Genomic DNA, 13,384 nt, shown 5'->3' on the forward strand with positions numbered 1-13,384 from the left:
GCGAGGCCCGGCAGTCCGTTCGGTGGGCGCCCCCGCACAGGGGGGCGCGATGCACGGCCCCCGGGCAGTGAAGCCAGACCCCGCTCCAGGGGCGCGGGCGTCACCGAAGGGCGTCCGCGACCTCCCGGGCCGCGTCGACGACACGCGGCCCGACCCGCTCCGGCACACAGTCGGACAGCATGACCACCCCCACGCTGCCCTCGATCCCGGTGACCCCGCTCAGCGGCGCAGCCGCTCCGCTCGCCCCGGCCTCCAGCTCCCCATGGGCAAGCGTGTATCCGGGCCCGTTCAACGCGCCCTGACGCGCGGCGAGGATCGCCCGGCCCGCCGCGCCCCGGTCCAGCGGGTGCCGGATCCCGGCGCGATACGCCACGTGGTAGTCGGTCCACGTCGGCTCGACGACCGCGACGGCGAGCGCCTCGGCTCCGTCCACCAGCGTCAGATGCGCGGTCGCGCCTATGTCCTCGGCGAGCGAGCGCAACGCGGGCAGCGCCGCCTCGCGCACCAGCGGGTGGACCTGGCGCCCCAGGCCCAGCACGCCGAGGCCGACGCGGGCCCGTCCGCCCAGGTCACGGCGTACGAGGGCATGCTGTTCGAGCGTGGCGAGCAGCCGGTACACGACCGTGCGGTTCACGCCGAGCTTGCTGGAGAGCTCGGTGACGGTAAGGCCGTGATCGGTGTCGGCGAGCAGTTTGAGGACACGTAGTCCCCGGTCGAGCGTCTGAGAGGTTTCCGCGGTCACGACGCCCACTCCTTAGTGGTGAGTGTCGACGGCCCCTGCGCGGCAGATGCATCACCGGTCCCTCGGCAATGCAGTCAGAGGCCGCCGGTCTGCAAGCGCCACGGGAGCTCCCCCCGGGCTGGGCACCGGCTGCGCTGCGCGGCGGCGCTGCCACGAAGCGTGTGCGTTGCCGGGAATGTAGCGACCCAGTCCGGTCAGCGGAAGACTCCGTCCAGAATCCGGTCAGTAACTGCACATCAGGGCCAGATTTGCCCGAAATGTTCGACTGGCCGGCGTCCGGCGCCCGTTGTGGGCCCACCACGACGGCGGGCGCCCTCGAAACGTCGGGGTGCCCTGACTACTGCACTACTGCGGAGCCCAGCGGCAGCGTCACCGCATACGCGTAGCCCACTCCTGAACCTTCGCGATCCGCTGCCGCAGCTGCCCCGCCGTGGCCTCCGCACTGGGCGGCCCCCCGCACACCCGGCGCAGCTCCGTGTGGATCACCCCGTGCGGCTTGCCGCTCTGATGGACATACGCCCCGACCATCGTGTTGAGCTGCTTGCGCAGCTCCAGCAGTTCCTTGTGCGTGACCACGGGCCGTCGCTCGGCGGGCAGTTCGATGAGGTCGGCCTCTTCGGCGGGCTTCTTGCGGCTGTGCGCGATCTGCCGCGACTGCCGCTTCTGGAGCAGCAGCTGGACCTGGTCGGGCTCGAGGAGCCCCGGAATCCCGAGGTAGTCCTGCTCCTCCTCACTCCCGGGGTGGGCCTGCATACCGAACTCGGCACCGTCGTACAGCACGCGGTCGAACACGGCGTCGGACTCGAGCGCCTCGAACGGGAGCATGTCCTGCTCCCCCGTGTCCTCGTCCTGCTGCTTGTTCGCCTCGTCCATCTCCTTCTCGGACTCGGCGTACGGGTCCTCCTCGCCCTCCTTCTTCGGCTTGTCGAGGACGTGGTCGCGCTCGACCTCCATCTCGTTGGCGAAGCCGAGGAGGTCCGGGATGGTGGGCAGGAAGACGGACGCGGTCTCGCCGCGGCGGCGGGACCGCACGAAGCGTCCGACGGCCTGGGCGAAGAAGAGCGGTGTGGAGATGGTCGTGGCGTAGACCCCGACCGCCAGCCGCGGCACGTCGACGCCCTCCGACACCATGCGGACGGCGACCATCCAGCGGTCCTGGTTGTTGCTGAACTCGTCGATCCGGTCTGAGGCGCCCGCGTCGTCGGAGAGGACCAGCGTGGCCTTGGTGCCGGTGATCTCGCGGATCAGCTTGGCGTACGCGCGGGCCGAGTCCTGGTCGGATGCGATGACGAGCCCGCCCGCGTCCGGTATGCCCTTGCGGACCTCGGTGAGGCGCTGGTCGGCGGCGCGCAGCACGCTGGGCATCCACTCACCGCGGGGGTCGAGGGCCGTCCGCCAGGCCTGGGAGACCGCGTCCTTGGTCATCGGCTCGCCGAGCCGCGCGGCGATCTCGTCACCGGCCTTGGTGCGCCAGCGCATGTTGCCGCTGTAGGAGAGGAAGATGACGGGCCGGACGACGCCGTCGCCGAGGGCACTCCCGTATCCATACGTGTAGTCGGCGGCCGACCGCCGGATGCCGTCGTTCCCCTCCTCGTACGCCACGAAGGGGATCGGGTTGGTGTCGGACCGGAACGGCGTACCGGTGAGCGCGAGGCGCCGGGTCGCCGGCTCGAAGGCCTCGAGGCACGCCTCGCCCCAGGATTTGGAGTCGCCCGCGTGGTGGATCTCGTCGAGGATGACGAGGGTCTTGCGCTGCTCGACGCGGTTGCGGTGCAGCATGGGGCGCACGCCGACGCCCGCGTACGTGACCGCGACACCGTGGTACTCACGGCCGAGCGGGCCCGCGCTGTACTCCGGGTCGAGCCTGATCCCGATCCGGGCGGCCGCCTCGGCCCACTGCTTCTTCAGATGCTCGGTCGGCGCGACCACCGTGACCTGCTGAACGACATGGTGGTGCAGCAGCCATGACGCCAGGGTGAGCGCGAACGTCGTCTTGCCTGCGCCGGGCGTGGCAACGGCGAGGAAGTCGCGCGGCTGCTCCTGGATGTACTTCTCCATCGCACCCTGCTGCCAGGCGCGCAGCTTGTTGGCCGTGCCCCAGGGAGCACGGCCGGGGAAGGCGGGAGAGAGGTGGTGGGAGGAGGAGCTGGTGGCGGCGGTGGTAGTCACGGTCTCCGGTTCGGGGGTCGGGCGGCTCGGCTCTGTTGGGGTTCGGCTACGTATGACAACCGGGCCACCCTATCGGCGACCCGGTTGTGCCAACGCGCAGACGACACCGCGTCGCCCGCCGATGGGATTCACCTCACAGTGCCTACTCGGCCAGGCCCCGCAGCACCTCGGAGATGGCCTTGACCTCGTCCAGGCTGCCCGTGGCCACCGCGATGACCAGGCGCTCGGCGGCGTCGATGTCCGGACGCAACTGCACCTCGTTCATCGCCAGGAAGACGACACAGGACACCCACGCCGTGCGCTTGTTCCCGTCGACGAAAGGGTGGTTGATCGCCAACGACTGCAGGAGCGCTGCCGCCTTGTCGAACAGGTCGCTGTACGCCTCCTGCCCGAACATGGAGGCCGAGGGGCGGTGCACGGCAGACTCCAGCAGCCCTGCATCACGTACGACGACGTCCTGGTCATCGACCGCATGCTCGGCGATGGCCAGGACGTCCTCGGCTGACAGGTAGACGTACGTCACTTGAGCCGCTCCAGGAGCTCAGCCCACTTGGCGGTCTGCTCCTGGGCGGCCTTGCGGACCAGTGCCTGGTGAGCCGTCCTGGCCAGGTAGTCGTCCACAGCCCTCAGCAGTATGGCGTGCATGCTGGTTCCCTCCTCCTCGGCGCGGAGCTTCAGTGCTTCCGTTTGGTCGTCGCGGAGACGCAGGTTCATAGCCATACCAAAACGGTACCACGTCGTGGGGTCAGAGTGGTACCACTCAAGTGCGTGTGGTGTTCAGCCGAGTCGCCACCCACGCCCCCGCCAGCGCCACCACCGCCATCGGCAGGAACACCGCCGCGAACGCCGCGGGATGCGATCCCTGCGCCGCTGCCGCTGCCCCATGCGCGAGCGACGCCGCGGCGCCCACCGCGCCGCCGCCCAGCGCGGCGAAGGCCGCGCCGCCCGCCGCGAGCAGGAGGACATTGGACAGGCCGTCCGAGATCTGCAGCGCGGCCGAGTTCGCGCCCGCCTCCTCCGGCGGCGACAGCGTCAGCAGGAGCACGCTGGTGGAGGAGATCACCAGCCCCATGCCGAAGCAGCCGAAGGCCCAGGCGACGGCGACGGTCCAGGCCGGCACCGCGGGTATCAGCACGCTCGGGGCCACCGCGATCCCGGCCGCGACCAGCACCATGCCGAACACCGTCAGCCGCTCCCGGTAGGGCTCCACGCGCGGCCGGGCCTGGACCCAGCTGCCCAGCGCCCACGTACCGCCGCCCGCCGCGAGGGACATTCCGGCCATCGTCGGCGACAGGCCGCGCTGGGTCACCAGCATCAGCGGTACGAAGGACTCCGCCGCGATGAAGGACCCGGCCGCGATACCGCGCAGCAGCACCACGGACGGCAGGCCGCGCGCCGCCCGGCAGGTGCCACGCGGCAGGAGGCCGAGGACGGCCGGGACCAGCAGTGCCGTGCCTGCCACGGCAGGGGCGAGCGAGAGCCACCTCAGGTCCTGGGCCGCGTACTGGAGCAGGCCCGCGCCGAGGGAGATACCGAGTGCCAGCCGTATGCGCCGTCCGTCGAAGGGCGCCGGGACCGCACCGTCGGCGGGTCCGGAGGCCCTGAGCCGTATCTGCGGCAGGGCGAGGGCCAGCGGCAACACGACGAGTACGGGGATACCGATGAACACCCACCGCCAGCCGAGGTGCTCGGTCACCGCCCCCGCCGCCAGCGGGCCGACCACGGACGGGATCACCCAGCTCGCCGCGACCGCCGCCATGATCGCCGGCCGCAGCCGCTCCGGATAGGCACGGCTCACGACCACATACAGCGCGACGATCACCAGCCCGCCGCCGAGCCCCTGCACCGCCCTGCCGAGGATGAACAGCCACATCGCACCGGCCGTGCCGGACAGCAGCAACCCGGCGGCGAAACCCGCTATACCGGCCGCCAGCGGCGCCAGCGGCCCGCGCCGGTCCGCCCACTGGCCGGCCAGCACCATCCCGAACAGGCTCGTCGTGAAGTACCCCGAGAACGCGAACGCGTAGAGCGAGACGCCGTCCAGGTCACCTGCGGCCACGGGCATCGCGGTGCCGACCGCGGTCGCCTCGAAGGCGATCAGCAGGACGACCGAGACGATGCCGATGCTGAGGGCGCGGTAGGGGCGGCCGAGGACACCCTCACGCTGGCCCGCACCACCGCGGCCGCTGCTGCGGGTTCCGCGGCCCCCGCCCTCGCCGTCTCCCTCTTTCCGGCCACCCCCGCTGTCACCAACGGCAGGGTCGACCTCGGCAGCGGCTATGGCAGCGTCGGCGACATCGGTGTCGCGCGGTTCCCGGGCGGTCATGCTCGCAACAGTAAGGGCCATGGCTCCCGATGGCCCCTGTCGGGAGGCCGTGACCGGCTGGTCCGTTGGTCCTACGACCTCCCGCGCGGCCTCGTCCACCGAGCCCTCCGGGCGCCAATGTGTCCCTCCATGAACGGCGTATGGCAGCTCCATTGCAGCCCGCGCGCATCTCTTGAGCCCCTCGGAACCCGCCGCCTACCGTCGAGACATCGAGTTCGAGACGTCGGACCCGAGACCTGAAGTTCCAGTTTCTGGAAGTTCGGCAAGGCCGTGTGCCCGAGTGGATTAGGGGCTCGCCTGCAAAGCGAGTTACGTCGGTTCGATTCCGATCACGGCTTCTACCGCATTGAACAGGCAGAACAAAGGGGCGGCACCCTCTCGGGGGGTGCCGCCCCTTTGTTCGTCCGTCTCAGTTCCCGTCTCAGTCGGCCGGTACGAGCGTCCCGGCGGCTCTCGTCGCCATCCGGCGTGCACGAGGTTCAGCTGATGCGGTGCACCCGCTGGGTGGTCAGCTCATAGCGGGCGCCGACGATGGCCAGCGCGCCCGAGTCCACCTTGGCGGCGAGGTCGGGCTCCGCGGAGAGCTGCGACCGGATGAGCCGTATGTTGGCGTCGATCGTCGCGTCGATGCGCGCGTCGCCCTCCTTGCCGCGGTCGATGGCCGGACTGATCCGGTCGGCCAGGTACTGGATGTGGGCGGGCAGTTCCTCGCCCGACTCGTCCGCCTGGACCGTGGCCTTCACAGCCCCGCACGACTGGTGTCCGAGCACCATGAGCAGCGGGATCCCCAGTTCGAGCACGCCGTACGCGAGGCTGCCGAGCACGGCCTCGTCGAGGACCTGGCCCGCGCTGCGTACGGTCATCAGGTCGCCGAGGCCCTGGTCGAAGACCAGCTCTGGAGGCACCCGGGAGTCGATGCAGCCGAGCACGAGGGCGAAGGGGTGCTGACCGGTCGTCAGCGACTGCCGGACGGCGGGCGTCTCGTCGGGATGCTGCTCGCAGAAGGCGCGCCAGCGGCGGTTGCCCGCCGCCAGCTCCCGCAGGGCCTCCTCGGCAGTGGTGGGCCGCTTGCGCGGAGCGGCGGTGCGGGGCGCGGCGGCCGCGGGGAAGGCGCCGACGGCGAGGCCGCCGCCGAGGACCGCGGTCCCGGTGAGCGCGGCGCGGAGGAGGGAGCGCCGGGCGCGGGGCGTCGCGCGGACGGCTCTGTGAGGTACTTGGTCAGAGTTCACGAAGAGGAACGTACGTCCGACTCGGCGCCCGTTTGTTCACGTTGCTGAATGATGGACGAGTGTTGGTGGACCATGGTCAAGTGTTGAACCAGCGTTGGCGGCTTCGAGGGAAATCCTTGGCCGGAGCTCGGGTGCTGTCATGAGCTGGTCGCCGCGACGCCCGGGGGCCGCCGGCATCGGGCGGATCCCGGAGCCTTCGGCCTCCGCAGGGAACCCGCTAGGCAGGAGCCACGTCTGCAGGGAACCGCTAGGCAGGAGCCACGTCCGCAGGGAACCCGCTAGGCAGGAGCCACGTCCGCAGGGAACCGCTGGGCAGGAGCCACGTCGGCGGCCCTCTCGCGGTGTATCAGCCACAGGGCGAAGGCGAGCGTGGATATGTCGGCGTCGACCGCGCGAAGAGTGGCCTCCGGGGCGCTCCATATGAGGATCTCACCGGTCGCTCCGTCCACGACGAGGTCCGCGTCGTCGATGAGGCCCCCGAGACGGATCAGCTCCGACGCCCGCTCCGGCAGGGCATCCTCCGCGGGGCAGGCGGGAGTGTGACGCCAGGCCCTGGGGCGTACGGGGGCGCCGAGCCCGTCGTCCGCGTAGTACTCGGCGAGCGTCGGCAACGGTACGTCCGTGTCCAGCTGGAGCACGAACCCGTCCTCGGGCAGTCCGACGTCCCTCAGGAAGCGGCGGGTCGGCTCATGCGTGAGGGCCCGCGGAAAGTCGAAGTCCTCGAAGCGCATCACCGCGCCATGACCGAACTCCTCGTCCAGCAGCCGCGCCGGCAGGTCCAGCGCGAGGTCCGCGCCCGGACCCCCGATCCTGACCGGCGGGCGGACGAGCGGCCCGATCTTCCACAGCAGTGGAATCCCGTCGCCCTCGCCTGCCCCGAAGACGCCGCGGAGCTGACGCAGCTCTCCCCCGGCCCCTCTGCTCCCTCTGCTCACGTCGGTCGTAACGGTCTTGCTCATGACTCCCCCATGCCCCCGTGCAAACGAATCCCGGGCCGCGGCCACGGCGCCACCGCACGGCCGATCCCCACTGCTCAAGACCCTACGGGCCGCCACTGACAACGGCCCTGCGACGTCACGCGACCCGGGCCTCGTCCAGTCCCGACAGGATCGCGTCCACCGTCTCCGACACCGTCAGGTCGGAGGTGTCCAGCCACAGCCCGATGGGCGGGGTCTCGGCCCGCAGGCCCCGGTCCAGGTCGGCCACGGTCCACGCGCCGTAGCGACCGTCGACTTACCGGCCGCCATGATGCCCGTGATAAGGACGACCCCCGGCGTGACGCCTTTCGGCATCAAGAAGTCACCACAGCCGCCTGCGGCCGGATCGGAAGCCGGTTCACCGGGCGGCCCGTCGCCGCGCGGACCGCGGAGGCGACGGCCGCCGGGGACGTCACCACCGGTACCGCGCTGACCGACTTGGCGCCGAAGGGCGCCACCACGTCGCGCTCCTCGACCAGCTTCACGATGCGGATGTCCGGCGCGTCGAGCGCCGTCGGCAGCGCATAGCCCGTGAGGTCCGGGTGGCGGACCAGGCCGCGCGGGGTGCGCAGGTTCTCCGTGAGCGCCGCGCCCACGCCCTGGGTGACGCCCGCCTCGATCCGGGTCCTCAGCTGGGCCGGGTTGAGGACGCGGCCCACGTCCTGAGCGACGGCGAGTTCGACGACACGTACCGAGCCCAGTTCGATGTCCACGTCCACCACCGCGCGGATCGCGCAGAACGCGAGGCCGACGAACGCGTCGCCCTGGCCCGTGTCGTCGAGCGGCTCGGTCGGATGCGGGCGGCACTGGGCGGTGGCCCACAGCTCCTTGCCGTCCATGGCCTCGGTGACGGTCGTGGAGAGCACACCGTCGTACGAGGTGATCTTGCCGTCGGTGATCTGGAGGAGCTCCGCCGACATCCCGAACTTGTGCGCGAGGGGCTGCAGCAGCTGCGTACGGACCATCTTGGCGGCGCGCTCCACGGCGCCGCCCGACACCCAGGTGTGGCGGCCGCGGCAGCCGGGCCCGGCCGGCGGCTGGTCGGTGTCGACGGACGCCACGTGCACCTCGTCGATGCCGAGCGTCTCCTGGACGATCTGCCGGGCGAGCGTCGAGAAGCCCTGGCCGGTCTCGACGGCGGCGCACAGGACCGTCGCAACCCCGTCCTGGACCCGCACGGTGGCCGTGGAGACCTCGTCGGCGCCCTCGGCTCCCAGCATGTGCATCATGCCCACGCCGTAGCCCACCCCGCGGCGTACCGCGCCCGGTTCGCCCGCGCCCTCCGGGCCGCCCGGCAGGACCCAGTCGTCCTCGGGGCTGTCCTTGGGGAGCGGCGGCAGCGGAGAGTCCCGTACGGCGGTGAGGAGTTCGGCCACGGGCGCCGGGCAGGTGACCGTCTGGCCGGTGGGCAGGACATCGCCGGTGCCCATGACGTTGCGCAGCCTCAGCTCCGCAGGGTCGATGCCGAGCTTCTTGGCGAGCTTGTCCATCTGCGCCTCGTAGGCGGCGCACACCTGCATCGCGCCCTCGCCGCGCACATGGCCGGACGGCGGGTTGTTCGTACGGACGGCCCAGCCCTCGATGAACGCGTTCGGGACGGCGTACGGCCCGCAGGCGAAGGAGACCGCGGCGGCGAGCGCCTGCGACGAGGTGTCCGCGTACGCGCCCGCGTCCAGGAGGATCTGCGCCTCGACCTTGACGAGGCGGCCCTCGGCGTCCGCGTGGTGGCGGTAGCGCAGCAGAGTGGGGTGGCGATGGGCGTGGCCGAGGAAGGACTCCTCGCGCGTGGCGGTGAGCTTCACCGGGCAGCCGGTCTTCAACGCAAGCAGGCCCAGCGGGAGTTGAAAGCCGGGGTCCTCGCGGTCGGCGGTCGCGCCGGGCACGCCGGTGACGACGACCTTCACGCGGTCCGGTTCCAGGCCGTAGACCGCGGCCGCCGTGTCGCGGTCGGCGTGCGGGTCGGTGGACGCCACGTACAGCTCGACGCCGCCGTCCGGGCGGGGCACGGCGAGTCCGGCCTCCGCGCCGATGGGCGCCGGGTCCTGGCGGCCGATGCGGTACAGGCCGTCGACGACGATCTCGCCCGTCGCCTCCGGGTCGCCGTGGCGCAGCGGGATGTGCCGGATCAGGTTGCCGTCGGGGTGCAGGGGTTCGGCCTCGAAGGCCTTCTCCGGGTCGGTCACCGGGTCGAGTACTTCGTACTCGACGATGACGGCGGCCGCAGCCATCCGGGCCGTGTCCGGGTGGTCGGCGGCGACTGCGGCGATGGGCTCGCCGTGGTGCCGTACGACCTCGGAGGCGAAGACGGGACGGTCCGCGCTGCCACGGCCGTGCACTGCGGCGCCCGGCACGTCCTCATGCGTGACGACGGCGCGGACACCGGGCATCTCGCGCGCGTGGGTGGTGTCGATCGAGACGATACGGGCGTGGGGGTGCGGAGAGCGCAGGATGCCGGCCCAGAGCAGGCCCTCGGCCCACAGGTCCGCCGCGTACGGGAAGGTGCCCTCCGTCTTGGCGGGGGCGTGCGTGGAGGCGAGCGAGGCACCGAGGCCGTGCGGCGACGCCTCGGGGCTCGCGGCGGGCTTCGCGGTCGTGGACGTGGGGGTGGTCGCGGTGGCGGCTGCGGCGTCGTTGCTCATGACGTGCCTCCGTCCTGGTCGTCGGGCGCCCCTTGCACCTGGTCTTCGTACCGGCCTTGCGCCTGGTCGCCGTACGGCCCCTGCGCCTCGTGAGCCGCCGGGTTGACGCCGCCGGCGCCGGGGCCCGCCTGATGCGGGATACGCACCTCCGCGGAGCCGGCCGCGGCTTCCGCGTCTGCTGCCGCGTCCGCTTCTGCCTTGGCCTCCGCCTCCGTCTCCGCGGCCTTGGCGGACGCCTCGCGCTCGGCGACGACCTCGCGCACGGCGTCCAGGACACCCCGGTAGCCGGAGCAGCGGCACAGGTTGCCGCAGAGCGCCTGCCGGGTCTCGCGCTCGGACGGTGCGTGGTTGCCTTCGAGCAGGTCGTGGATGGTCATCGCCATGCCCGGTACGCAGAACCCGCACTGCACGGCGCCGCAGCGGGCCAGCGCCCGCTGGACGTCGGAGGGCTGCCCGTCGGCGGCCAGACCCTCCACGGTGCGCACCTCGCTTCCGGCGGCGGTGGCCGCGGGCACCAGGCAGGAGGCGACGAGCCGGCCGTCCAGCTTGACGTTGCAGGCACCGCACTCGCCCTGTGCGCAGCCGTCCTTTGCACCGGCGAGACCGAGGCGCTCGCGCAGCACGTAGAGCAGCGACTCACCGATCCAGGCGTCGGCGACCGGGCGGTCCGTCCCGTTCACACGCAGGACGTAGGAGGCGAGGGGGTGCTCGTCGTGGAAGGCGGGGCCGTCGGCAGCGTCGTCGTGGGAGGCAGGGCCGGACTGCTGGGCGTCCTCGGTGGTGTCCGCCTCCAAGGGTTCGGCGGCGGGCTCGTGCTCCGGCGGGGCGTCCGCGGACTCCGGCGAGTCGCCGGGAGTCACGGAGTCGCCACGAGCCACGGAGTCGCCGGGAGTCACGGAGTCGCCGCCCGGCTGGCCGTCGGCGTGCCCGTCGAACGTGGTGCGCTCGGCAGAGGCGGCGGGCCGGGCGGAGGCCGCGTCCTCGGCCGAGAGAGCGTGCTCGGCCGACATCGCGTTCTCGGCCGACATCGCGTTCTCGGCCGACGCCGTGTGCTCGGCCGACGCCGTGTGCTCGGCCGACGCCGTGTGCTCAACCGAAGACGTGTGCTCGGCCGCAGGAGCATGCTGCGAAAGAGCTGCCTCTGAGGCGAAGGGTTCCCGGGACGAGGAGTCTGCCGATGCTGATGCCTGAGGGGTCTCCTCCTGGGAGACGACCGGTGGCTCGTCGCCGGTCGGCTCCGCCGCCGCGGCGGGCATCCCTGGCTCCGGGTGACCGGCACCGGCGTCACCGAAGTCGCCGCCTCGGAAGCCCTGTTCGGGCTCGGCGGAGTGCCCCTCGACGGAGTGCCCCATGTGCAGGCCCGCCTGGGTGTGCTGCCCGGCCTCCGGCCCAAACCCGTGCCCGTTCCCGTGTCCGTTCCCGTGCCCGTGTCCCTGCTCGGGCCGGGCCTCGGCCTCCGGCCGGTCACTCCACGACTGCCCCGCGCCGGCCCCCGTCGCCCATGGCGCGGACGCACCGCCCGGCAGGGTCGAAGGGGGCGTGGCGCCCCACTGAGAAGCGAGCGCAGAGGTGGTGAACTCGCCCGATTCCTCCGGAAGATCGCCTTCGGCGACAGGAATCGACCACTGTCCGGTCACATCGGACGAGCTCTTGTGCGTCTCCTCCGGACCGCCGAAGGACCACTGCCCGGTCCTGCCCTGGTCGTACGAGAACGGCTCCTGTACGGGGTTCAGTTCCTGTCCGCCGTACGGGTCCTGTCCGCCGTACGGGTCCTGTCCGCCGTACGGGTCCTGTCCGCCGTACGGGTCCCGCGCCGTCTGCGGCGCGTGGTCCGCAGCCGCGCCGGCACCCGTGCCCACACCGGCCCCGGCGTCCGGGTCCGGCCACTGCACCGTCTGCACATGCCCGGTGCCGACGCCCGTCTGCGCGTGCCCGGCACCGCCGTGCAGCGCGCCCGGCATGACCCATGTGCCCGTGGCCGCCGGATCGGTCGCCCCGCCCGCGGCCGGAGCGACCGTTATCGGCGGCGGCACATAGCCGTGTCCGGGCGCCGCGAGAGGGGTGCCGGTGTAACCATCGATGCCCCCTTCGGGGAGCGTCACGAACGCCGTGGCGTCCGAGTCGTACTCGCCCTGGGGAAGCGGCTCCCAGGCACCCGGCGTGCCTGTCGGGCCGCCGTTTCCGTGGTCGTCGTGGTGGTCGGTCACGACAGCGCCCTCCCCAGTGCTCGTCGGGCCAGCACGGCAACGGTACGCCGCAGGTGCAGTACGGCGGGCGGCAGCTGCTGCGGTGAGCCGTCCTCGGCCGGTCCCGGATCGGGGATGCACGCCGCGGCGACGTACTCGCCGAACGCGGTCAACGCCTCGGGCACGACCGCCCGCTCGCCGTCCCAGTCGATGAGCGAGGCGACCCACTGCTCGGCCTCGAGCGGCCGCAGCGGCATCGGCGCGACGGCACCCACGGCGCACCGTACGCCGCGCCTGGCCGGGTCGAGGACCAGGGCCACGGACGCGGTCGCGCGCCCGGGTCCGGTCCGTCCGGTCGCCTTCAGGAAGACCTGCGGGGCGTGCAGCAGCGGCACGCGCACGTACCCGATGAGTTCGCCCGCGCGCAGCATCTCCATCCCGGCGAGCAGATGCGAGACGGGCAGCTCGCGGCGGGCGCCGTCCGGGCCCGCGATGATCAGCGTGGCTTCCAGGGCGGCGAGTACGGGCAGCGCGTCGCCGGTCGGGGCTGCGGTCGCGATGTTGCCGCCGAGCGTGCCGGCGTTGCGGATCTGGGGCGGGCCCGCGGCGCGGGCGGCGGCGGCAAGGGCGGGGATGAGGGCCGCGAAGTCGGGGCGGCCCATGCGCGCGTGCGTGAGGCCCGCGCCGAGCAGCGCGTGTCCGTCCTGGTACTGCCAGCCGCGGATCTCGCTGATCCGGCCGAGTCCGACGAGCGCGGCGGGCCGCAGAAGACCGGAGTTGACCGCGGCCATGAGGTCGGTGCCGCCCGCCACGGGCACCGCGGCGGGCATGGCGGTCAGGGCCGCCACGGCTTCGTCCAGCGAGCCCGGCAGCGTCACGGACTGCGCCGCCTGCGGTGCGTGCGTGGTCAAACCGGCTGCCCCTTCCCGCTGTCCACCTGGTCCACCTGTGTTGCCGTACGGTACGTGCTCACAGGCCGGACGTGGCAACTCTGGCACATCTTTCCGCAGGCCCGACGCGGGGGTCCGCTAGGAGGCATTCCTGCACGCGCAGGGCGATGGTCCCGGTTTCGTACGACCTCGCCGGTCGGCTCGAATTGCCACTTTTCGACGCTTC

At 72.3% G+C, this 13,384-nt stretch carries 11 protein-coding genes and 1 tRNA gene; 1 reads left to right on the plus strand and 11 read right to left on the minus strand.

Translation table 11 applies throughout. The features are described 5' to 3' along the window. Positions 1-100 precede the first annotated feature (100 nt). From H1D24_RS27425 to H1D24_RS27445, 5 genes are all read right to left on the minus strand, one after another. A complete protein-coding gene (locus H1D24_RS27425; RefSeq protein ID WP_181660391.1) occupies positions 101-742 on the minus strand; it encodes an IclR family transcriptional regulator in 642 nt (213 codons plus the stop codon). A 369-nt stretch (positions 743-1,111) separates the two neighbouring features. Continuing rightward, the gene (locus tag H1D24_RS27430) at positions 1,112-2,911 is read right to left on the minus strand and encodes a DEAD/DEAH box helicase (RefSeq protein ID WP_181660392.1); all 1,800 of its coding nucleotides are present in this window, start codon (positions 2,909-2,911) and stop codon (positions 1,112-1,114) included. A gap of 142 nt (positions 2,912-3,053) precedes the next feature. Then, positions 3,054-3,434, minus strand: a complete 381-nt coding sequence (locus H1D24_RS27435) for a type II toxin-antitoxin system death-on-curing family toxin (protein ID WP_181660393.1) — start codon at positions 3,432-3,434, stop codon at positions 3,054-3,056. Next, entirely contained in the window at positions 3,431-3,631 is a 201-nt protein-coding gene (locus H1D24_RS27440) for a ribbon-helix-helix protein, CopG family (protein WP_181660394.1), read from the minus strand. The genes H1D24_RS27435 and H1D24_RS27440 overlap by 4 nt, the downstream gene beginning before the upstream one ends. A gap of 40 nt (positions 3,632-3,671) precedes the next feature. Continuing rightward, positions 3,672-5,237 carry an MFS transporter gene (locus H1D24_RS27445; protein ID WP_181660395.1) on the minus strand — a complete coding sequence of 522 codons (1,566 nt, stop codon included), beginning with the start codon at positions 5,235-5,237 and terminating at the stop codon, positions 3,672-3,674. A 266-nt stretch (positions 5,238-5,503) separates the two neighbouring features. On the opposite strand from H1D24_RS27445, the gene H1D24_RS27450 reads away from it, so the two are divergent. After that, positions 5,504-5,575 (plus strand) — tRNA-Cys (locus H1D24_RS27450). A 141-nt stretch (positions 5,576-5,716) separates the two neighbouring features. Here the strand turns inward: H1D24_RS27450 and H1D24_RS27455 are convergent. The 6 genes from H1D24_RS27455 to H1D24_RS27480 all read right to left on the minus strand — a co-directional run bounded on the left by H1D24_RS27455 (position 5,717) and on the right by H1D24_RS27480 (position 13,179). Next, on the minus strand, positions 5,717-6,466 hold the full coding sequence (locus tag H1D24_RS27455; protein ID WP_181660396.1) for a carbonic anhydrase: 750 nt from the start codon (positions 6,464-6,466) through the stop codon (positions 5,717-5,719). A 278-nt stretch (positions 6,467-6,744) separates the two neighbouring features. Then, entirely contained in the window at positions 6,745-7,425 is a 681-nt protein-coding gene (locus H1D24_RS27460) for an SUKH-4 family immunity protein (protein WP_181660397.1), read from the minus strand. Positions 7,426-7,540: 115 nt separating this feature from the next. Next, positions 7,541-7,672 carry a hypothetical protein gene (locus H1D24_RS27465; protein WP_309484458.1) on the minus strand — a complete coding sequence of 44 codons (132 nt, stop codon included), beginning with the start codon at positions 7,670-7,672 and terminating at the stop codon, positions 7,541-7,543. Positions 7,673-7,757: 85 nt separating this feature from the next. Next, positions 7,758-10,082 (minus strand): xanthine dehydrogenase family protein molybdopterin-binding subunit, encoded by a 2,325-nt coding sequence (locus tag H1D24_RS27470; protein WP_181660398.1) that lies wholly within the window; start codon positions 10,080-10,082, stop codon positions 7,758-7,760. Continuing rightward, positions 10,079-12,289 carry a (2Fe-2S)-binding protein gene (locus H1D24_RS27475; protein ID WP_309484459.1) on the minus strand — a complete coding sequence of 737 codons (2,211 nt, stop codon included), beginning with the start codon at positions 12,287-12,289 and terminating at the stop codon, positions 10,079-10,081. Before H1D24_RS27475 ends, H1D24_RS27470 begins: the two co-directional genes overlap by 4 nt. After that, positions 12,286-13,179: an FAD binding domain-containing protein gene (locus tag H1D24_RS27480; protein WP_181660399.1), complete on the minus strand. Its 894-nt coding sequence runs from the start codon at positions 13,177-13,179 to the stop codon at positions 12,286-12,288. The genes H1D24_RS27475 and H1D24_RS27480 overlap by 4 nt, the downstream gene beginning before the upstream one ends. Positions 13,180-13,384 lie beyond the last annotated feature (205 nt).

Source organism: Streptomyces himalayensis subsp. himalayensis (genome assembly GCF_013778455.1).
Taxonomy (GTDB): domain Bacteria; phylum Actinomycetota; class Actinomycetes; order Streptomycetales; family Streptomycetaceae; genus Streptomyces; species Streptomyces himalayensis.

What these genes read in the sequence shown, in the direction of transcription:
- H1D24_RS27440 (WP_181660394.1), bottom strand. Translation starts at nt 3,631, where the DNA reads ATGGCTATGAACCTGCGTCTCCGCGACGACCAAACGGAAGCACTGAAG.
- H1D24_RS27445 (WP_181660395.1), bottom strand. Translation starts at nt 5,237, where the DNA reads ATGACCGCCCGGGAACCGCGCGACACCGATGTCGCCGACGCTGCCATA.
- H1D24_RS27460 (WP_181660397.1), bottom strand. Translation starts at nt 7,425, where the DNA reads ATGAGCAAGACCGTTACGACCGACGTGAGCAGAGGGAGCAGAGGGGCC.
- H1D24_RS27470 (WP_181660398.1), bottom strand. Translation starts at nt 10,082, where the DNA reads ATGAGCAACGACGCCGCAGCCGCCACCGCGACCACCCCCACGTCCACG.